This is a genomic window from Cyanobium sp. BA20m-p-22, from assembly GCF_024346275.1.
Classification (GTDB): Bacteria; Cyanobacteriota; Cyanobacteriia; order PCC-6307; family Cyanobiaceae; genus Cyanobium_A.
This window is the reverse complement of the sequence record NZ_JAGQCQ010000024.1, coordinates 1-20,847: the sequence shown is the minus strand read 5'-3', so window position 1 is coordinate 20,847 and position 20,847 is coordinate 1. Positions and strand designations below refer to the sequence as shown.

Annotated in this window: 17 protein-coding genes and 1 pseudogene; 10 read left to right on the top strand and 8 right to left on the bottom strand. The window is 55.1% G+C overall.

Annotated features, from left to right (window positions below; all coding sequences use genetic code 11):
- The 4 genes from KBZ15_RS03805 to KBZ15_RS03790 form a co-directional block, all read right to left on the bottom strand.
- A partial coding sequence (locus KBZ15_RS03805) for a hypothetical protein (RefSeq protein ID WP_255013504.1) occupies positions 1–693 on the bottom strand: 693 nt, incomplete at its 3' end.
- A gap of 2,301 nt (positions 694–2,994) precedes the next feature.
- The gene (locus KBZ15_RS18505) at positions 2,995–3,543 is read right to left on the bottom strand and encodes a peptidoglycan recognition family protein (protein ID WP_255013501.1); all 549 of its coding nucleotides are present in this window, start codon (positions 3,541–3,543) and stop codon (positions 2,995–2,997) included.
- A gap of 2 nt (positions 3,544–3,545) precedes the next feature.
- On the bottom strand, positions 3,546–4,145 hold the full coding sequence (locus tag KBZ15_RS03795; protein ID WP_255013499.1) for an ARC6/PARC6 family protein: 600 nt from the start codon (positions 4,143–4,145) through the stop codon (positions 3,546–3,548).
- Positions 4,142–4,831, bottom strand: a complete 690-nt coding sequence (locus KBZ15_RS03790) for a hypothetical protein (protein ID WP_255013497.1) — start codon at positions 4,829–4,831, stop codon at positions 4,142–4,144. The genes KBZ15_RS03795 and KBZ15_RS03790 overlap by 4 nt, the downstream gene beginning before the upstream one ends.
- Before the next feature lie 34 nt (positions 4,832–4,865).
- On the opposite strand from KBZ15_RS03790, the gene KBZ15_RS03785 reads away from it, so the two are divergent.
- The 6 genes from KBZ15_RS03785 to KBZ15_RS03760 all read left to right on the top strand — a co-directional run bounded on the left by KBZ15_RS03785 (position 4,866) and on the right by KBZ15_RS03760 (position 13,400).
- The gene (locus KBZ15_RS03785; RefSeq protein WP_255013495.1) at positions 4,866–5,699 is read left to right on the top strand and encodes a neutral zinc metallopeptidase; all 834 of its coding nucleotides are present in this window, start codon (positions 4,866–4,868) and stop codon (positions 5,697–5,699) included.
- A 227-nt stretch (positions 5,700–5,926) separates the two neighbouring features.
- Positions 5,927–7,063, top strand: coding sequence for a hypothetical protein (locus KBZ15_RS03780; RefSeq protein WP_255013492.1), 1,137 nt, complete (start codon positions 5,927–5,929; stop codon positions 7,061–7,063).
- Between the two features lie 38 nt (positions 7,064–7,101).
- Positions 7,102–7,623, top strand: coding sequence for a hypothetical protein (locus tag KBZ15_RS03775; protein ID WP_255013490.1), 522 nt, complete (start codon positions 7,102–7,104; stop codon positions 7,621–7,623).
- A gap of 1 nt (position 7,624) precedes the next feature.
- Complete coding sequence (locus tag KBZ15_RS03770) at positions 7,625–9,124, top strand: hypothetical protein (protein WP_255013488.1); 1,500 nt, start codon at positions 7,625–7,627, stop codon at positions 9,122–9,124.
- A 35-nt stretch (positions 9,125–9,159) separates the two neighbouring features.
- Positions 9,160–12,456 (top strand): cell division protein FtsA, encoded by a 3,297-nt coding sequence (locus KBZ15_RS03765; RefSeq protein WP_255013485.1) that lies wholly within the window; start codon positions 9,160–9,162, stop codon positions 12,454–12,456.
- 182 nt (positions 12,457–12,638) lie between these two features.
- Entirely contained in the window at positions 12,639–13,400 is a 762-nt protein-coding gene (locus tag KBZ15_RS03760; RefSeq protein WP_255013482.1) for a hypothetical protein, read from the top strand.
- A 7-nt stretch (positions 13,401–13,407) separates the two neighbouring features.
- Here KBZ15_RS03760 and KBZ15_RS03755 read toward each other — a convergent pair whose 3' ends face one another.
- Both KBZ15_RS03755 and KBZ15_RS03750 read right to left on the bottom strand, forming a co-directional pair.
- Entirely contained in the window at positions 13,408–14,115 is a 708-nt protein-coding gene (locus tag KBZ15_RS03755) for a hypothetical protein (protein ID WP_255013480.1), read from the bottom strand.
- 2 nt (positions 14,116–14,117) lie between these two features.
- A complete protein-coding gene (locus KBZ15_RS03750) occupies positions 14,118–14,504 on the bottom strand; it encodes a TM2 domain-containing protein (RefSeq protein ID WP_255013478.1) in 387 nt (128 codons plus the stop codon).
- A gap of 243 nt (positions 14,505–14,747) precedes the next feature.
- Between KBZ15_RS03750 and KBZ15_RS03745 the strand changes: the two genes are divergently transcribed.
- The 3 genes from KBZ15_RS03745 (at position 14,748) to KBZ15_RS03730 (ending at position 17,007) form a co-directional block, all read left to right on the top strand.
- Positions 14,748–15,377, top strand: coding sequence for a hypothetical protein (locus KBZ15_RS03745; protein WP_255013477.1), 630 nt, complete (start codon positions 14,748–14,750; stop codon positions 15,375–15,377).
- A 1,038-nt stretch (positions 15,378–16,415) separates the two neighbouring features.
- The gene (locus tag KBZ15_RS03735) at positions 16,416–16,664 is read left to right on the top strand and encodes a hypothetical protein (RefSeq protein WP_255013474.1); all 249 of its coding nucleotides are present in this window, start codon (positions 16,416–16,418) and stop codon (positions 16,662–16,664) included.
- Positions 16,657–17,007, top strand: coding sequence for a hypothetical protein (locus KBZ15_RS03730; RefSeq protein WP_255013471.1), 351 nt, complete (start codon positions 16,657–16,659; stop codon positions 17,005–17,007). Before KBZ15_RS03735 ends, KBZ15_RS03730 begins: the two co-directional genes overlap by 8 nt.
- 93 nt (positions 17,008–17,100) lie before the next feature.
- Here KBZ15_RS03730 and KBZ15_RS03725 read toward each other — a convergent pair whose 3' ends face one another.
- Entirely contained in the window at positions 17,101–18,615 is a 1,515-nt protein-coding gene (locus KBZ15_RS03725) for a tetratricopeptide repeat-containing serine protease family protein (RefSeq protein ID WP_255013469.1), read from the bottom strand.
- 292 nt (positions 18,616–18,907) lie between these two features.
- Positions 18,908–19,151, bottom strand: a pseudogene (locus tag KBZ15_RS03720) (DNA-3-methyladenine glycosylase); the annotation flags it as partial.
- A gap of 514 nt (positions 19,152–19,665) precedes the next feature.
- Between KBZ15_RS03720 and KBZ15_RS03715 the strand changes: the two are divergent.
- Positions 19,666–19,911: a hypothetical protein gene (locus KBZ15_RS03715; protein ID WP_255013466.1), complete on the top strand. Its 246-nt coding sequence runs from the start codon at positions 19,666–19,668 to the stop codon at positions 19,909–19,911.
- The last annotated feature ends 936 nt before the right edge of the window (positions 19,912–20,847 follow it).

Sequence of the window (20,847 nt, the reverse complement as noted above, 5' to 3'; positions counted from 1 at the left end):
ACCTACCCGGACAAAGCCAGCGCCCAAAACTAATTCATACTTGGTCAACTCTTGAGAAATAGATGACTTGACAAAGCTGATTAAATCTTGCCCGCGCAAACTAGGCGATCTGTCTGAGTTAAGATCATCAACAGTCACATTAATAAGCTTGCTGAATAAGGCTTCGTTTTCAGTATAAATACGTCTGTTACTATGAGCAAACTCCTGAAGATCCCTCCTGAACATGCCATAGTCGACCAACATTACGGGGTACTTTGGGTGCTTGTAGGTATACTTGGCGACTCTCGCGATCGCCAATGGCGACAAATACTGTGAATCAAGTATTATTGAGATATCTAGTCTCTGCTGAGCATCAAGCGGATTTGCAACGGTACCCTTCAAGGGTGTGGCCGTTGTTATATTGCTAGCAGAAGAGTTACTCTCTAACAAATTGGTGCTAACCAGAGAAAGCTCATTTGAATTGTCCAATTCTGCGGAACTTCTTCTCTCGGCAAGCTGGTTCCTAACAAAACCAATAATATATTTCGCTACTTTATAAGAACCATAGAGGATGGCGAAAATAAGCTCCCAATTGGGTCCTCGTTCGGAGTCGGTGCTCCAGTAACCCTGCGTTCCTGCAGAGGTACCTCGAGAGACGCTTCCAACATATCTCTGGCCATGCTCATTGAATTCTCGGCCGTACTCGTCTGGCATAAAAAAACTATGACTAAGCTTCGATTTTACTCCATTTACCTTTGACTGGCAATACCTTAATAAAAATAGATTAGCTAGCAACTTCAGCCCTGAGGATAATTAAACCGATGGCAGTTCCTGCTGGAGGTCAGTCCCAGCAGGAAAAACGACTCAACTCTACTAATTTTGGCGCCCAAGACTATTCCACTCCTATCCGAGATGCGAATCTTCCACTGTGCCGTTCGGGTCTGCAGAATAAAGCTGGTTAAAGAGGCTTGCCAGATTTGTCATACTAAGAGACTCCCGCAGTGATGAGTGTCGCTGGTGAGGATGATATGAATGCTTAGTCACAAGGGCTCACGACCCGAAATCGAGCGTTTCGCAAAATAAGCTCCCGCTCACCTACCCCTTTTAGCATGCAACTCGCGTAGATATATAGCTAAAATTCCATCGAAATCGGCGGTTCGTCTGCTGGCGGCCAGTTATGATAGGGCCTGATAGCCACATTCCCAGCTCGAGAGCTTCTGCGAACTGATCACTAATTAAACTACTACTCAACAGCATCAGAAACGAGGATAGAGTTATTTTCAAATACTTTTATCAGGTGAGCAGTGTGAGTAATGCGAAATCAAAAGTACTGGTCGCGGCTAAACCCTTTTCTTCGCCGCTAAATAAAACATAAGCTCCTGCTACTGAGCAGATGCTTTCCCGTGTTTGTGTCGGCGCCAATGGTCTTGAGCCACCAAGTTTGGCCGTCGTGCACGACCCCCCGAGCAATGTTCGTATCACTCCAGCATGGGCCCTACTCTGCAGGATCCACTCACGAAGAACGATCACAGTCGGCCAACCCAGTGGAGACTGGTATTCGACTTCAGCCTGTGGCCCTATTGGTTTTATCCATCGCGGTCAGATACACTTTTAATCAATTGTCTCGATACTCGAGCAATACCTAAGACCGCACGAACATACTATGCAGAAGCTGGCCTTAGCAATCAACAGGAGCTGCTACTGTTGTTGATTTCCCCGCTAAGTTTGATTGGGATTGGCCTGGCCTTGACAGTGTCAATGAAGCCCCAGTCACCTAAGGCCCCTACTTAGATTGAGGAATCTACTGGAGATAGAGGCTCACCCGCAATCGTGGAATCACCGACTCTGGTTAATATCCCGGCATCATCACCCGTGCACCTTGCTAACCAAGTCAGCGACTACAACACCAATGACAGCAATTGCTAGTTTCAGATGGAGACAGGTGATCGTCTTATAGGCTACAGATGCACGGTGAACCACAGAATCAACGACAATGAGGATCGTGTTTTTGATGTGGTCGAACCATCAGGCCTAAAGCGATCGGTGGTGCTCTGGGACAACACGGAAGTTGAGGTTTTTCTCCAAGGCAACCGCTAAATAGGTAAATAGAAGATTAAAGAAGATGGCGATGTTCGCATAACCCTTCCTGGTGGCATCTTTGCATTCAAGCCCCCGTTGTGAGTCATCTCCCAGGAACATTTCCCTGGCCCACTCGAAATGATCGGCCGGTGGCTTCCTCTATTCGTATCCTGAATGCATCAGCCTCCTCCCAAGATCCGAAGCTAGCCACCTGCAGCACGCCTTCTGTATTGATGTAGGCGTCACCACAATAACGACTGCGAACGGAATTCAGCAAAGATCCATCGGCTCCACCAAGCACTGGCCACCAGCGTCCACTTGATGAGCTTGACGATCCACAACTGGCAGAGTAGCCAAGGGAATTGCTTGATGACACCGAGGATGTTCGACCTCCACCGCTTTGATACAGGGCCAGCAAAATCAGTGGGCTGAAGAGAATGGCGAGAATAAGCAGAACAAGGGCAGGGTTAGCCTGATTCTTAGCTCGCTCAGTTGGCCACTCCGAGTACGGTTGGATTATGGGTTCAGCAGGCCCAGCATCCGTTGGTGAGTGCTCCTGATCAGATTCCAATGCATCCAGCCAGCGTTGCGCTTCATCGCCAGTAGAGCGGATGTCCTTTAAGGGCTGATCGGTGTTACTCAAAGCCCTGCCTGCTGATTATCAAACTGGGAAAATCCGCAGGCTGCGACAGCGGCGCGATAGTGCGGATCAAAACGATTCCAGCGGAAACTTCGGGGGTCATAGCGGCTGTGGCTGCGGTCTACGGCGGCATGGGTGGTGACCCGAGTCATTGGGATACCAAAGGCCGCCTGCCATAGCAGCACCTGCCCAGCGAGAGTCTTGTACTGAGCATCCGTGTAGCCGGAATGGCCGTCTCGATCATCACGTCCATCAGTAGGTGATACGAGGCTGACATGCAGAGCAATGTTATTGATTTATCCAACACTAGTAGGCTTGGTACGCTGAGTAAAATCTCCAAAGGCCGACATCCCGGCACCGTACGCCCGGTTCTCATCAGGAACGATGCGCAGCCTGCTGCCATCGCGATCGATCAGAAGGTGATAGCTGGCCTGATTCTCATCCTCAGGGTGGTTGGTCTGGAAGAAAGCGACTGTCTGGGGCCCACTGATCACCGTTTCATGGAGAACGATCATCTCGGGACTGGCCTTCAGGGGGCGCCCCCAGGCATCCCTCGCATCACGGTCACCGTAGTTGCTTGGATGTGCCGGAGCCAACTGCTCGAGCGGCATAGCCAGTTTTTTTGAACAAGCGCCCAGGTCATCTTTGTTGACAGGGATTAGCCCAGAATCGACCATTTCAACAATTAATGGAAGATTCTTGCTTACGTCATCTTTTCCTACGGCAAGCGGCATCTCCTGATTCTGTTTGTCTGTTGCTTGCCAAGGAAAGCGAAGTGATGTCGGCGAGCATCCGCATAGCGTAAGCAAGCCAAAAAGGAAAAGCCAAGTTTTGATTTGGGTCACATTTACTGCTTGCGGTAATCCCAGATTTTCCAGCGGCCGCCCTCTTCCTTCAGGGTGTATAGCCAGTTGCTTATGGACGACGAAGCCTTATTGCCGCGCGGCGAATGAAGAACTGAATCTTCGGATACCGATACCACAATCGATGGCATCGATGGCGAAGGCAAGAACCGAATCACATCATTAACCTTAATTGTAGCATAAGAGTAATAGCTATTGTTTTTCTTAAGCCATTCAATTGACCCATCCGTCTTGGTGAGATCAGTCCAGAGAGGGCCTGTTGCCACCACCTGACCTGCAAGCTCGGTATTAAAAGGAGATGCAAATATTTGAGGTTTCAAAGACAGCCACTCTTCCACAATAGCCCTAGCCTGAAGTTCGTTAAGACCAGATGGGAAAGGGGCAGGTGATAAGCTCGGCAGGGGCTGAGCCGGGGTTTGAGGCTCCAACGGCTGACTAGGCTGCTGCTGAGGCTGGGCTATCTGAGGAGCGGGGCGCTGCAGCAGAATCACCACGAGGCCCAAGCCGATTAGACCAACCGGAAAGCAGATCAGCAAGACCAGAAGGGCCTGCTGATTGCTGAAACCGCCACTGGAATCCTTCATGGTTGGAACTCCTCAGGGGGGGCAGCCTTGCCGGAGAGTGCAAGCAGTTGCTGGTAGCCAGCTGCAACGATGCAAAAACCAACAGGCACACTCACAAAGCCACCGACGAGGCAAGCGAGGTAACCCAGCAGCACAACCCCGAAAACGGCGAGCAGGAACAACGTCACATCAAACCAATGGGGCGTCACCAGCCTACGGCTGCTATTTAGAGCATCCACGAAGGACTGGGGCCGGTCCACCAGGGCCATGCCGGCAAAGACATAGGCCACGGCAAGGTAAACACCAGGTACGACAAAAGCGAGGAACCCGAGCAGAACGGCCAGGCCTCCGAACAATTGCAAGCCGATCAAATTGGGGACTTCAGTTACCTTGGCGAACAATTCGCCAAAAGCGAGGGTGCGACCACGCACCGATTGAAGCCCGCCATCCAGAAGGGCAATTGAGATCACCAAGCCAATGATGGCCTGCAGCAGAGCGATCCCAAAGAGTAGAACCGAAATGCCCCCGAGTGACTCCGGATTATTGGCGCCCGCGGCAATCAGCCCATATTGGAGTGCCTGCAGCAGGCCGAACACAACGGTCGCCAGCACCGTGAAGCCGACGAGCGTGCCAGCATTTCGGTTGAAGCCCTTCCATCCATCCCGAAAGGCTCGGCCTGCTTCAAAGGCGTGCGCGGAACCGGGCATGGGTAAGGAATCAGCCGTTTAAGACTGTAATCCAATGCCCCATGCGATCTCCAAATGCTTGAGGCCGTCGAAATGGCAGTCGACGCTAGCCGCTCAGAGCGCAAGCATCTCCATGCTTCCTCTGCATCAAACTTCCGCCCATGCCGCCTGGGATCTTCATCACGCCGGGGCCGTTGAGGATCTTCTCAGGGCCTACTTCCTCACCCTGCCCCAGGGGAAAAGCGTCGCACCACCGCGTCTTTTCATCTACCAAGGGAAGGCGTTCTCTAGGGCTTGCCCGAACTCGGGCATCGAATCCCCCGCCTATTGCCCCGGTGATCACACCGTTTACCTGGAAACCGGTTTAGGTGATGAGGTGGCGGTCAAACACGGAGACTTCGGGGCCCTTTCAATCATCGCTCACGAATTCGGTCACGCCTATCTGAGCAAGCTGGCCCGGCATCCGCAGGGGAAAGAGGGGGAATTGGCCGCGGATCGCTTTGCGGGAGGCTTCGCGCGCTACGTAAGCCGCAAAGGCCTGCTGGAGCAGGGCGATATTGACGAAGCGCGTGCCACCTTTGCGGCAGTCGGAGACCACGAGGTGTATCACCACGATCACCATGGCACCCCTGCAGAACGCCGTGCGGCCTTCGAGGATGGCTATCTGCAGGGCTTCCGGCTGCCGGATGAGGATGGCGCTAGCCGACCCCAGGCTCCGGCTCAGCCCAAGGCTGAACAGCCGCAACTCCTGCCCCCTGCAGCAGCACCGGCAGCACCACAATCTCAAGCGCTGCCTGTGCTAGGCCTTGGCCTGGCAGCACTGCTGGCAGTGGCGATCTTGGCCGGCGTGATCAGCCTGGTAGGCAGGGCCAGAGACGACGACTTTTGAGTTGAGCTCAAAGTAGGAGTAAGGTCATAGAGGCTAAATGCAGATTGCGGTTGGCAAATTTGCAACTAACACGACGAGCTTCTCGTCTCACCGCTCCTGCAGCAGCGGTGCTTGTATTGCTTACAGCTTGCCAACCCTCACAAAGCCTTCCCGACTGCGTAAGCGGTAACCCGGCCCCCACTCCTGCCCAGCAAGAGCTCTGGGGCAAGCCCAAAGCGGCCAGTTCTTTGCAGTTGGCCATCGATGGCAGCGGCTCGATGCTGGGGCTCACGGGTTCCCCCCAGTCCAGCGCCAGCTGGAAGGCGATTCTGAGGGCGGTCACCCTGGCGGCGGCCGGCAGCGGTGCAGGCCTGCAGGCCAGTCGGATTGGTGGCTCCACCACCCAACCAATCGGCAATACGATGCAGGCTGCCGAAAGCTGCTTCTTTTTGGGCTGTGGCGCTTTTGCGCCGGTCAGTTCAAACATTGACGCCCTCTGGAATGCACCGGGGCTCAGCTCTCAAACGGCCCCACTTCGTTTGGCCATCAGCGACCTGGAGGTAAATAACGGCGACATCGCCAGACTTGTGGGGGCGATCGAGCCCCACGTGCGACGCGGTGCCACGATCGCCATCCTGGCGATAAAGGTGCCCTTCCAAGGCCGAGTCTTCAACAGTGAAGGCCAAGTTATCCATGCGGGCATCGCCCAGCGGCCGATCTACCTGCTTGCCACAGGCCCTCGCGCGCAGCTGCATGCACTGATGAGCGACATTCGCTCCAAGTCAGCACTGGGCGGGGTGCCAACCGCATCAATGAAACTAACCTTCCTGGAAGACCAGGCCAACGCGCCCACTTTATTGGCTAAGAGCGTGAAGGGTTCGCCCGCCAACTCGCTCAGCAGCGGCCTGCCGGTGCAATTGGCGGGAGCGACCTACGGACCAGGCAGTCAAGCGGACTATCAACTAGCCAGGCTCTCTGAGAGAACCAACGCCGTTGTGTTGAGTAGCCGGCGAGAAGGAGCGATCACTGGCTCTCCGATGCCGGACATGGCCATTGCCCAGCTAGAAAGCCTGCCGGTGGGAGGGCAAGACACCAGCCTTCCTGCCGGAATCAACGTGCAGAGTTTCCAACTCGGTAACCAGGACCTCGCCCTCACCATCAGCATCCCGCCGGGCACCCCCAGCACCGCCCTGCGGGCCCAGGTGCCGCGCGGCCAACTGCCGGAAGCCTGGTGGATCGGTTGGAATCGACAAACGACATCAGCCGCCGCTGCTAAGGAACAGAGTGACGGCCTGCTTCTCTTGCTCACAAGCCTCAGCAAGCTGATGGTGGCCCCGGGCACCACTCCAGCCGCCGCCTTCTGCCTTGCATTCAACCCTGGCTGACACGCTGCCCCATCTCTATGAAGACAACTCAGTGGATCTTGCTCCTTGCCACCGTCGCACTAGGGGTGGTCTGGATTTTCATCGCCCAGAACTGGATCTTCCTCAACCTGTTTGCCGGGCTGCTCGTAGGCCCTGGCCTGGGAATGGATCTCAATAACTATCTCCAGCTCGGCAGCAGCCCCGCCTTTACGGTGCTCTGGGCTGGTTGCATGTCGGCCTTGCTGATTTGGATCGGTGTCACTTGGTCGGCCACACCGCGCAGCTCGGGCCAGACGCGGATGATGCAACCGATGTGGTGGATAGCTGCAGTTTTATTGAGCGTTTTCGGCTGGATCTGCCTCGGCTGGTTCACGATCTTCACCTGGCAGGTGAGTGGGTTGAGCCCGATTGATGGCAGTGGCATGAATTTCTACCCGGTGCCGGCTGGTGGCTGGATCCTGCTGATGGGCTTCGTTCTGCTGGACGTTGTGATCCTGTTCTGGCTGCCCACCCTGCTTGCCTCACCCCGCACCTACCGCCTCGTGGTGCCAGGCGCCGTGACCCTGCTGGGGAGCCGTTGAAATGAAACAGATTTTTGCGATCGGCGTCGGCGGCACCGGTGCCAAATGCATCGAAGCCCTGGTTCACCTGCACGCCTGCGGACTGTTGGCTGACCAGGATGGCAATCCCGCCAGACTCGGAGTCTTCCTGGTGGAGCCAGACCAGCAAAGTGCCCTCCTAGTGCGTGCCCAGACCGCAATCAACCGCTACACGGTGATGCGGCGTGCCGTCGGCCGCAACAGCGACCGCTTCGCGCGCGGTGAACTGAGGGACTATGGCCAATGGAGCCCGCTGAGCACATCCAGCGGAGCGATCAGCCTCGATCAGGTGTTCCCAAAGGCCGTGCTGCGCACCCAGGCACCAGGCGTGGCCGCCCTCTTCGATTGCCTCTTCCCACCGGAAGAGCAAAGCGCCGACCTGGAAGTGGGCTTCCGCGGGCGGCCGCCGATCGGCTCGGCCGTGATGAGCCGCATCAGCCTCGACAAGGAAGCCCAGGTGGGGCAGTGGCAGCAGATGCTCAGCGACATTCAGACCGCGGCAGGCAGTGGGGAGCCCCCCGTGATCCACCTGTTCGGCAGCGTGTTTGGCGGAACCGGCGCCTCCGGCGTGCCCACCCTGGGCCAGATGTTGAAGAACTGGCTGAAGCGCCAAGGCCTCACCAGCATTCAGGTGCAGGCCTCCTTGCTGCTGCCCTACTTCGATTTTGAGGGCATGGCCGATGACGACACTGGCGTGCATGCCGAGTCGCGCAACTTCCAACTCAATACAGACGCCGCGCTGCAATACCTGCGCAGCAGCGGCCGCGCATGTTTTGATCGCGTGTATCTGGTGGGGAGCGACATCAAGGCCCGCTATGGCTTCAGCATCGGCGGCACCTCCCAGTCGAATGCGGCCCATGTAGTGGAACTGCTAGCCGCTCTCGGCATCTGCCATCCCGGCCCCAGCAGCGATGGCTACGCCCATGTGCTCAGCCGCCGAGAACAGCAGAGCATCGGCTGGGAGGACCTCCCCGACAACGAGACGGTGGGTGAGGCCCTGGCCCGTGGGGCTCGCTTCGCCGTGGCCTGGCGCAACAACGTCAGCCTGGAGCTCAATGACGCCCAGAAGGTGCCTATGCGCACGTTCCTGAGTGGTGCGCCCTGGGCACGGCGTTTCTTTCACCCAGCCGGAGCCAGTGCCAGCCAGGGCGCCCGCCCCGGCATCCGCGACAAGGAGCAGCTAACGGTGCAGAGCGCCATCGATCAGTACTGCGACACCCTGCTGCAGTGGCTGAATCAGATCACCAGCAATCTCGGTAGCGGGTTCCGGCAAGAGCTGATGACCGCATCGCTGCTGGTGCCGAGCGATCGCTTTGAGAACAACCTCGGCCGGGTGGTGCAGGGCAAAGCACGCCCAAGGCGGGCGGAATCGGCCGACACGGTGGAGGCCATCAAGGTGCGCATGGACACCCTGAGCACGGACGAAATTCCACACCGCGGCATGGCCGGCCTTGCGGATTGCCTCTGGACCCTGGTGGCCTGAACCCTCACGACAACGCCTGATCCTCCCTGATACCAATGACCTCCTCCCAATTCCAGGACATCACCCAGGTCCCCTGGTTTCCCAAGACAGATCCACCGCTGGCCGGAGGTGCCCGGGCTGGAGAGTGGCAGGGGCGCGATCAGCAGAGCCTGGCGACGATCGCTAAGAGCCTGGTTTATGAGGTCTCCACAACCCGAGTGAACTCGCTGCCATCGCCGTGGTCGCGGGCGCTTCAGTTTGAGCAGGCAGTGCTGAATTCGCGCTACCCCACCCGCGATTCTCTGCTGGAAGAGTTGTTCGGCGGCATGGCCTGCCTGGGCCTCTGGGAGATGTTCGGTCTGCGGATGGATGCACAGCGGGTCGCCCTGCTGGATCACGCCGATCTGCAGGACGACGCAGTGGGTCCCTTCTCCCGCAGCCTGGCGAGCTCCCTCCCCGATGGCAGCACAGCGCTGTCACGCCAGCCCGACGGCCGCAACCCCTGGGAGGTTGTCTACGTTTTCACCCTGCAGAGCACCGTGGTGGGTTTCAGTTCCCCCAGCACACTGTTCTGCCCAGCAGTGCACCTGCCTCAGGCGATTCAGGGGATGGGTTGGACGGGCCAGGGCCGTTTCAGCAACCCGGTCGGGTATCTCGGCGCGTCCCAGCGCCAGGCTCTGGCCGACTGGTTCAGCCACGTGAGGAATGGGATGCTGAATGCCAAGGATCTCCAAAGCCAGTCCACGGCCGGGCAGATGGCCGAGGTGCTGGATCTCTTCATCAGCAGGCTCAGTGGCGGTCGCCTGAATACACCAACCCTCTCCGACAGAGGGCGGGTTGCCAACCTGCCCGCCAACCCAGTGGCCCTGGCCCTGCTCTCACGACCGGCCAAGGGTGGTGTCAGTGCGAGCCAGGCCACCCTCACGTTGGGGGACCGTCTCAAGGCGCCGTTGGCGGACACTCCCACGACCAAACCCGTGGTGCTGGTGGATCCAGACATGCCGAACAAGCTCGGAGTGAGTGCGGCCGATATCTGCCTCCATAAATCCGCCACGCTGGAATCGATCGGCTTTGATCCACAGCAGCTGGAGCGGCAGTACGGCCAGGAAATTAGCGTGCTCACGCTCGACGATATTTTTCTCGATGAGCTCTACCTGGTGGCTGGTGAACAGGCCCTGCTGAACTCCTGGCTCCCCAGCCGGGTCGATGGAGTGCCGCGGGTGAACGGCGAAGCGGTGACCCCACTACTCCCTCTACGGCCCGCGATCCGAAACCTTTTCAGCAGCCGGGAACTGGAGCAACGCTGTGAGCTGCGGGTGATGCAATCAAGCGTTAGCAGCGAACTGGAAATCCGGCTCAACCTGCCGATTGAGGGGCAACGTGATGGCTACCCGATATCCCGCACCTATCCGCTCAAGGAGCAGAACCTGGTGGCCGAGGATCTTCCGGTGATCACGCTCTGGCCGTATGTGAGTGATGAACGTTGGAGCCTCTACTACCTGTTCTGCGAAGACAGCCCAACAGCGCTGACTGTGGATGGTTTTCCCGACTACGACCGCAAACTCGGCCGCGATGGCCAACAGGTGGTGAAGTACTTCACCACCCGCCACTTCCCCGATCTGGTCCGGTTGAGCGAGCGCGGGCAAGACCGTGGGCTCCTGCCGGTGATACCGCCAGCCATCAGTTCCGACATGGGCACCCAGTGGCGGGTCGGCATCGACTTCGGCACCTCTTTCTCTAACTTCTTCATCGATGAAGGGGGCGGACCCGAGCGGCGCCATCTCGACACCCGGGTAATCACGCTCACCTTGTCGCAGAAAGAAGAACGGCAACGGTTGCTGAATCAGTACTTCGTGCCGGAGGAGATGCTTCCAAATGCTGAGAACGGCGGAAATCCACCAACAGCGACGGCGATCAGCCTGCGAGGCTGGCAGGAAGTCATCGGTCAGGTGCCGGAGCTGTTCCATGAGGCACGCCTCCGGGTGCCCAGCCCTGGCGAATTCGGCGGGGCTGAGCTGCGCACCGGCTTCAAGTGGGAGCAGATGCAATATCAAAAGCCATTCCTGAAGGAACTGGCCCTGCTGATCAGCTCCAATGCCGCGGCCAATGGGGCCCGGGAGTTGCAGTGGTCGGTGTCATACCCAAGCGCTTTCTCTCCCAATGAAGTGGCACGCTACCGCAGGGTGTGGGAGGAGCTGTGCGCCGATCTCAACAATCTGACCGGTTTGAGCCACGCACTCAACAACAAAGCTGGAGAGGGTGGTCTGCAAACGGAAGCAGTGGCCTTTGCCAGCTACTTCGGCAACTTTCAAAACCGCCAGATGGTTCATACCTCCTGTTTAGACGTTGGTGGAGGCACGACAGACATCTCGATCTGGCAGGACAACCGACTGATCCACCAGGTGTCAGTGCCTTTCGCAGGCCGCGACATCAGCTCACAGCTGCTGCGCCGCAAGCCTTCGTTCCTCAAATCACTGTTCCCCCCAAGCCTCACCGCTGACATCAGCAGTGATGAAGCGAAAGCCCGGCAGGACAGAAACTTCACCAGCCGCCTCGACAACATCATGCGCTATGGCTCCGGCGAACTGCTGGCAGGTCGGCTTGACATGCTCGTCAACCAGGAGTCGGCCCTACAGCAACCACTTCAGCAATTTCTGAGCCTGCTGGCAGTGAGCTTCGGCGGCATTTACCACTACCTCGGACAGGTACAAAGCGTACTGCGTGAGGAGGGAAAACTCACCCGCAACACGCCAACCCCGGTTTATCTGGGGGGCAATGGCGGCCGATTAATCAACTGGATTGATGCCAGCTCCCGTTTCCAGAAAGGCGGTGATCCAGATCGGTTGATGGAAACACTGCAGGTTAGGGCCTCTGGGTGTGAAATGGCCCATGCCTCCACTACGTTGTCTGATGCCTACAAAGATGAAACAGCTTGCGGGTTGATCAGTTCTGGAGTGAATCTGAACGGGGATTTTGATCCGCGCGATGACATCATGATCTGTGGATCCCAATTGGTGGTGAACAACCTCACTTTCAATGCCAGAGACCGTGTTGAGTTGCCACACACCATGGAGCGAATTGAGCGCTATGAACTTCCCGATCTCGATGCTGTGCGGGCCTTTGTAGAGCACTACGACGCCAGCATTGCAGAGCTACGAATCCGCAGCCTGCTGCCCATTCGCCAGCTCTGCAACCTAGAGACCCTCTGGGCTGAAGTGGAAACAGAAGTACGCTCCCTCTGCCTTGCGAAGGTAGGGAAGGAAGCCAGCGACCTCGAACCCGAGCCCGGGTTCATACTGGGATTACGGGCACTAACCAATACTCTAGGCCGGATTTGGGCCGAAGGATTTTGATTCCAATCCCCATGAAAACACTCACTCTGAAGCCACTCAAGCCATTATTGTTCAGCCTGGTACTGCTAATAGCCACAGTCCCAACCGCAATCAGGGCCGTGGCAAATCCTCCCAATGGGGGGGAAACAATACCCGACACCACACCGGCACCCAAGGCTGGGATGGGGATAACGGATGGGCAGATGGATGAGCTGGAGGGCAGAATCACCGAGCTTGAGCGGGAAAATATAGCCGCAGAAGAATCAGGTTTCTTCGGCATCTCCTGGGGGCTTTTACTGAAAGCAGGCAGCCCCCTGCTCGGCCTGATAAGTCTGTTGCTTGCGCTTGTTGCTCTTAGCCGAGTGAAGCAACAACGCGAGGAAGTGATGAAATTGAAGGGGAGATACCAGAACCTGCTGACGCGGCTCGGTGGCGTCGAAGTTCAAATGGAGCAGGAGAGGATGATCATTCGGAACCAGGCAATAGCTATATCAGCGCCGACAACCCTGGCTTCAACTCCAACCCCAACACCCCCTACCCAACCCTCCCGGCCTATCGCTCAGCCGGCACCGGAGACAAACCCAGGCCCAGAACCCATTAGCAAAGCAACTCTCATTAGTGCGCTCAATACCGGCGACCGTCAACCAATACGTACAGCCGCCAGTGCTGAATTGAATATCACAAGTGAATCAGAAAATGCTCTGGCTATGGGAAAGGCAATCGCCACAGAATTGGAGGAAGTGGCTGGAGGAGGAAGCTATTGGCTGATCGCCGCTGAAGGCCAGGATTGGCTCTTTCCAACAGATCGAACCCTCAGGGGATTTGCTGCAGCGCAGCCATCAAAAGGGCTCTTCCACTACGAACAGCAGACCATTGCCCAACCCAAATTAATTGATCCAGCACTGCTGGAGAAGTGTGGAACATGTTGGCGCATTAAAGCAATGGGCAGGATAGCGATGCCTTGAGCGGAGCTCATGCATTGAGCTGATTAAGTTGTTGCTCTAGAAGCCTGATGCGTACCTCCAGGCTGCGCTGAAGGGGATCAGAATGCACGCCAAGCAAGCCCTTTTCCTTGAGGTACCAGCGCCTTCCATGCTCTACAACCGTAGCCATGCCAGGCCTCAACAAGTCAATCTCTGCGGGCAATGGTGCATCCATCTCAATCTCAAATAATCGACCAAGGCTCTCAATTTGCGCCTGCCTCTGTAGCATTCCCGGGCGAGGAAGCAACACCCACTCAGCATCTTGCGTTTCAATGATCCAGGTCGTGCTCTGGGCAAAGGCTTCGAGCTCCACCTCAGCGATCAAACCGCTGAGAGTTCGACCACTCACACTGCAGGCGCGCGCAAATGGCTGGAGCAAAGAAGGGGTATTCCGATAAACGTCAAGTAGCCCATCAACCGGCAAGTTAAGCGCAGGGATCAATAGGTCCTGCTGGTCAGGCCTGAGAGGTAGTTCGGGTATGAGCCGAGGGCCCTCAGATCTGATCAACTCCTGATCACGCAGATGCGAGAATTCTGCCTGTAGTTTGTCAACCCGCTCAGCCAGCTCACTAATGTCTGCACATACTTGTTCAAAGTTGCGAGTGATGCCCTCATTAGAATCCACAAAGCGAACGCTGAGCTGGCGTACACTCTTGAGAAGGAACTTTACTGAATCGATTAACTTATCGGCATCCATGGCTAGGAGTCTGAATTCGGGTTGTTTGTGCGACTAACCGATTGCTCAGCCTGTCGAAGTAACTGATCAAGTTCGTCATCCTGGGCTGAGGGCATCGACGCAGGAACGCTCTTCTGCCGGACTGTCGCCGACACCCGTGAGGAAGAAGCCGAAACACCCACCTCATTCATAGCAAAGCCCAGGCGCCGATTGGCCTGATTCAGAGCGTCTGGGAGTAGAAACAAATCCAAGACCTGTCCAATACCACAGAAACCAAAGGTAAAGAGCATCACCACCCCCAGCCCTGGTTGACCTAAATACATTCGCTGTACGCCACAAATTCCAACTAATGACAGAGCCCAAAGCGCATAGGCAAGCGCTAGATCCTTTTGTTCCGTTGCAGATCTCAATTCAAGCAGGCAATCATAGATTTAATTTTCCTAGCATATCGTGGATGCTCGATAAAAGCAAGTCGGTCAAACGGAAGCGGCCTCAGCACGGTCTTATCAAGAACCACTACGTTAGAGGAGGCAAAAATCACTAAGCCCTCCCACCGGCCAACAAACTCTTGGCAATCATGCCATTTATAGTTAAAAAACTTGGGGCTTGACGCTTGGCCTATCATAAAAGCATTAAAATTCTATCCCGATACCATGGAGCATAAAGAAAGCAACGCAGAGCTAAAAGATGTCATGAGAGAAGCAGATGACCTACTTGAGCAGCTTGATGCAAGCCCAGCCAAGCCGGGGCCGCCAATCCCTCCCCATAGACTGGAAACAAAGCAGAATTCTGGTCAAGAGCAGAATCCTCGAATGAAGACCGTCAGCAAAGAAATGCTGGCACGCCTAAAGGCAATTGACAAGCTTGCGTCTCAAGGCTACCAAGTAAGAAAGATCTGGGACGCGATTCCTGGCCTTGTTGGCTCATCCGGGATCGACAAATCAGTTTTGGTCTCAAGCCCAGCGGGCTTTTCCTGGATTGCCTTTTTCTTTCCGTTTGCGGTTTGCGCACAAATTAAAGAGTGGAGTTATTTCTATGTAGCCGGTTCATTGTTTCTGGCAGGATCGGTCTTTTACAGGGCCTCCGGGTGGGATCCATCGTATGTCATCAGCCTGGCAATTGCTTATCAGTATGGATTCTATTTCCCATATTTAAGATGGCTTTCAATTCAAAATAATAAGCCCGAGCTTGATAAAGGAAGCTCAATTATCTTGGGCCTTGTTCTGGGCTTTGCCTGTATAATTCCCTCAATGGTCTTTGAAGCTATTTTCATCAGCGATTAGCATTCACGACAATATCTAATTATGGCCGCTGCCAATGGCGGCAAAATCCTATTACAGGATGGAATAAGATAAGTAGGCTTCCTGTTACTGCATGATGGCGCCAGAGTGGGCTCTGTGGAAATACAATACATAAAGGTATTTTCGACTTACCTGGGCAAGACTCCCGCTGAGCCGCCAGTTGCGCATAGGCCAAGAGCTGAATGCCGGTCAAAGCGATCTAAGCAATTTCTAAACCTTTTTTTTTACTACGTTGCACAAGCGCCCAGCTGGAGGCAATCAACAAGGGCCTCTGCCTGTATCACGGGCTGGATCAAGAGGTGTGAGTCACGTCAGCCACGCCGACCAACAGGGTGTTGGGTGGGATCGGTGGGCGAAGGTTCAAGGCCCAGCATCCGGCGTACAAGCCGCTCGGCGTTTATGCCTCCCGGTAATGACGAGCCAGATGGTGGCTGGTCAGGGTTGCTGTGGATGCTGACAGCACACCTGAACCAGGCGGAAGTGCAGTAGCGTAACGCTCTAGGAATGAAAACCTGTTCCAGCAGTTTACGCTGCTGTGGATATGGTCTTACCAGGCGTTGCTCTCTGCGCCGTTTCCGTAATGGCATTGACTATATTTACTCCTATCGTAGTGCTGGCTTTGCTGATTGGGGCGGGAGGCCTAACACTTCCTCCGTGGGGGAATGCTGCTGATCAACGTGTTGCGCAGGCCACGTCGCTAGAAGATGCGGAGGGTTGTTGCCACGAAGGTGGAGCAGCTCGATGCGGAGGCTAGGCGGCTCCCCGAGTACGCCCCACAGCAGCTCGCCATCCGCCTGGCGCTTCACCAGCAGGCAGCCGATGAGGTCGGGGGCATCCAGCTTCGGCGGGGCGGGCGAAGAAGGGCTGGGGGAGGCGCTGGGAGGGCGTGGTGGCTATGGGAGTGGCTATGGGGATGAATGGAGGCTATTGGGAGGAATGAAGGGCATTACAAAGATAATCGGTAATACACAAGAGCGACCGAAATGCCTAGCTAGATTTTTAGCATTCTAAATCCAGTTAATGAAGATAACCAAAGTTTTCATGGGCTTCAGCGCTGTCTACGGGCTCGCCCTGTCCCTTCTATTTGCTTGGGCTCTTTTCTTCCAAGATATGCCCGCGCTGGAGAAAGCGGTCAAAGCCAACGCGCCACACGCCGAAATGAGACACCGTATAAATGTCTTTGCAGATGGAGTGTGGTTTCTACTCGCAAATATAATCGTAATCAATAGCGTCGCCGCCATGAGCCAAGCAGGAAAGAAGAATGACTAATCAGGCGAATGAGATTCAACCAGGCAATAAATCGGGCGAGAAGCAGCTTGAATTCACCAAAAAGGGAAAGCTTCTTGCCGTATTTGGGGGCATCCCCAGTGGTCCGCTTGGTATGGCTGTCTCACCAGCAGCCCTTTGCCTGATAAGTCGCTTTACACGCGAGAGCGGGCGGAAAACCAATAGATTTCTGATTTGGTCCCTACTTGAAATACCAGCCTTTTTTACGCTCTGGTTTATTCAGATTTCGGCAATACTCATTTTTGCTGCAATCTCCTGTGGCGACAAACCAGGATGCATGCAAGGCGGGGCTGGCTGGGAAATGACACCAGCAGGCAGCCAATGAGCTCGGTGGCGACGACCTTGGCGGGGCGGGCGAAGAAGCAGTGTAGAAGGTGTAGGGAGAAGCGGTGGCGATGGGGGTGGCTTTTGGAGAAAGTTATTTACAATCTTTTATCACCCAATCCGCTGCCTCTTTGTCCCCTAACGATGATGCGGATCGCCAGTTGGCACAGGCTTTTGAATAATTACGCACTCTCTGGTATGCATTGCCAAGATTTTTATATGCAATTATGGCTTTTGGGTTAAGAGATATTGCTTTATTGTAATCACTTATCGCCTGGCTGTCATCTCCTAATACTGCCTTGACATAGCCTCGATCAATATAATACGCATAGTCCCTGGGATTAAGCGAAATGGCTTTATCGAAATCAGTAATTGCTCCATTTTTATCACCCAAATTATCCTTTGCATTCCCACGATTGTAGTAGGCGCCATCAAAGCTTGGATTGATCTCAATAGCTTTGCTACAGTCAGCTATTGCCCCATACTGGTCGCCTTGTTTAATTTTTGCGAAGCAACGATTAGTGTATGCATAATACTCCTTAGGATTTGCAGCGATAGCTTTATTAAAGTCTATAATTGCTCCATTCACATCTCCAATCTTAGATTTTTGAACTCCTCTGTTGGTGTAGGAACTTCCAGTCGGTTTCAGGCTAATTGCTTGATCCAAGTCCGCAATGGCTCCGTAGTGATCACCTAGATCATCCTTGGCATATGCGCGATAGAAGAATGCGTCTACACTTACCTGCGCGGCAAGCACTTGATTTGACAGCCGTATGACTTCCTGCTCCCTCCCCTTCATGCCTAATAATGCCTTGGCTTGTGCCAAATAGTCATCAGCCGATGTCGCCTGAGTGGATGAAGCAACTACAGCTCCGCCTGAGGCAAATTGTTTGTAATAACTTATTGGCACGCCTTGATTAGTGCCTGTTGCAACTGCTTTGCCACTGCTTTCACTGATTTGGTCTGCTTTTTCTGCTTTGCCGTGAATGCCAACAAGCTGCCCCTTTGCATTGAGCACAGCACCCCCACTCACTCCTGCAAGCGTTTGGTTGTCATAAAGCAGTTGGTATCCATCAGGTATTGCAACCGTCGCATTGGCAATCACATCTCCTTTGATAAATCTCAGAAGCCGTGTAGGTACGGCTGAGCTTGGCAGTGGGAATCCCGATACCCAGACCGGATTTCCCATTGAAACGCTCTTCACATCACCAATTTGTGCAACCTCATAGGTGTTGGTGCTTATAAAGGTCAGCACCGCCAAATCCACTTCACCCAACCTTTTTATGCTTCCTTGCTCTAGTTGTTGCCTAGAGCCATCGTGCACAAAGATATCCAACTCTTCTCCCTTACCCTGCCCGCTCACCACGTGCCAGGCAGTCAGCACCGTGTAGCGGGTGCCGTCACGCTTCACCAGCACCGCTGACCCCTGCGTGGTACCTTCTATCCGCACCGTGATGGCTTGGGCGACCTTGGCGACGGCTTCTGAGCTTTGTGCCTGAGCGGGTGCCTTGGAGACCAGCAGAGTGGCGCTGACTACCGCTGTGCTCAGTAGCGGCGGTGGATCAGCGGGCAGCAGCAGAGCGGCAACCAGAGCAGGCAGGCGGCGCATCTGGGGTAAGGGTGCTGGATTGGTTGAGACTACGCCTGCCTCCTGGCTCTGGCAGCAGGAGGAACGGGGCTTCTGCACTGGGTGCAGCTGCTGGTGACACCAGGGCTACGGCTGCACCACTGATTTGTCCAACCGCCCCATCTCAGCATGTAGCCCTTCTTGGGCGTTGGCAGGCTGCTGCGAAGAAAAATCAGGGAAATCGCTTGCGGTGGCTTGAATGTTGGCTGGCCGCTCTTCTACCAACACTGAAATCTCAAGTCCAGCCTGAGGTCACTGAAGTCAGAGCTCGCTTCACGCAGTGATGAATGCCATAGCTCACATACACGGAAAACCGCCCAGGCTCCCCAAACAGGGTTTCGTTGCTGGGAGTGCGGCGGCGGAAGCCGTGGCAGGCGGGGGTCGTCATGCGAAGACGCCTCCGTTTTCATAATCACGCCCCACAGCAACTCCCCGGTGGGTTGGCGTTTCACCAGCAGGCAGCCGATGATGTCGGGGGCGACGACCTCGGCGGGGCGAGAATTAGGCAACGCGCCCACCTACCTAATTGTCGCCGCGCAAGCAGCGTGGCGCCTACTTCCTAATTGCGGTGAAACACAGTCGCCGCAGAGTCTCCCAGGTGATCAAGGACCGCCTGAGCTATGGCCGCAAGGCGCCTTGGCAATCCAGCAACCGTGAACGCAAACCCAGTCGTGACCTCACCTGGACGCTGCGGGGAGGCCCGCCCCGGAGTGGGTGATGGAGAACTGGCCGGGAAGTGCCACGATCCTGGCGGTGCGCTGCAAGGGCACCCGTGATGGCAAACCGGTCGATGAGATCCGTTACTACGTCACGAGTTTGCGCACCAGTGCACGGCGACAATTAGGTAGGCTGTCACTGCTGGGCTGGCGAGAGCCGCCTCAGGCACTAAGTTATGCACGACTTCTAATGAACCCTAGGAGTGTAGGAGGTGCGAGGAGGGCTTGGTGGCTATGGGGGTGGATTGGTTGATGAGTGAAGGCTATTGCAATGGTGAGAGACGCGCTTACAATTGGGAAGGTGCTGCGACCTCAAATGAAAACGGTTCTGAAGGCATACCTTTACGTATCCATTGCAATAACGACAACCGCAGTAGTAGCGTGTTTTATCTGGTATAAGCAAGAGTATGACTTGGCTTACAAGCTAGACAAGGGTGGAGAGATTCAACGAGCAGAAATCCATCGCACCAACTCTCTATGGCTTGGGCTCTGGGGCGGTGTCTATGGACTCACTGGGGTCACAGCAGCAGCGGCTCTACTCAAAGATGGGAGTAAAGAATGAAGACCCTTGCACGAAGCAAGACAGGAATCTTCCTGGCGATAGAAGGTGGCATTGTTGGCGGTCCAGTGGGCATCGCCTTGTCCACCGCAACATTAGCGTTTGTCAACTCTATTACAAGGAAACAGGGCGAAAAGACAAATAGATTTCTAATCTGGGCGATTCTTGGGGCTATTGGAGCGCCTATTAGCCTGATTTTATCTCTGATGACATGGATAATCGGACCTTGCATAATCCAGCCGTCGTCGGATTATTGCAAAAATGGCATTGAGCTGCCCACCCCCAACTAAAAGGGGTAGTACCTGCAGGGCCTAATTGTAAATAACAGAGACATCGAGGAAATCAATAGATTAGTAGCTACGCTCTGGCAATACCCATCCGTTTCCACGATCGCACCCAACAGCATGACTCCACTGGGTTGGCATTTCACCAGCAGGCAGCCGATCAGCTCGGAGGCAACCTGCTCGGCGGGGCCGGGCTGGCGAAGAAGGGCTGGGGGAAACTGGGAGGTTGTTTGATAGGTGAGGTGGCTATGGGAGAGGATTGGGTGAGGGTTGGCGGAGGCGAAAAACACCATTTATACTGCTATAAACACTTACACACGCCACCGAACAAAACTCATGACAATTAACAGGAAATGTTCTTCTGCGCTGCTTGTTTTGATTACAAGCAGCATTTTTCTTTGCGAAAAAGCTTACGCATGGAAGACTGAAGGGCTCTGGAGTACGGCCAAATTTAATTGCTCGAGCAACCTCGTAAAGATTGGAGTAGACATGAAAAGCGGAATTGGAGGAGGCGATGCCTCGCCTGTCAGAAATGCGTATATGACTGTCAATGGAAAAAATGAAAGAAGCGTGGATAGTTGGGGGGGAAGTATGGATTCCGTGAAGACAAATTACCACAACCATACTCATGTCACGAACAGCAGTAGTGGAACTT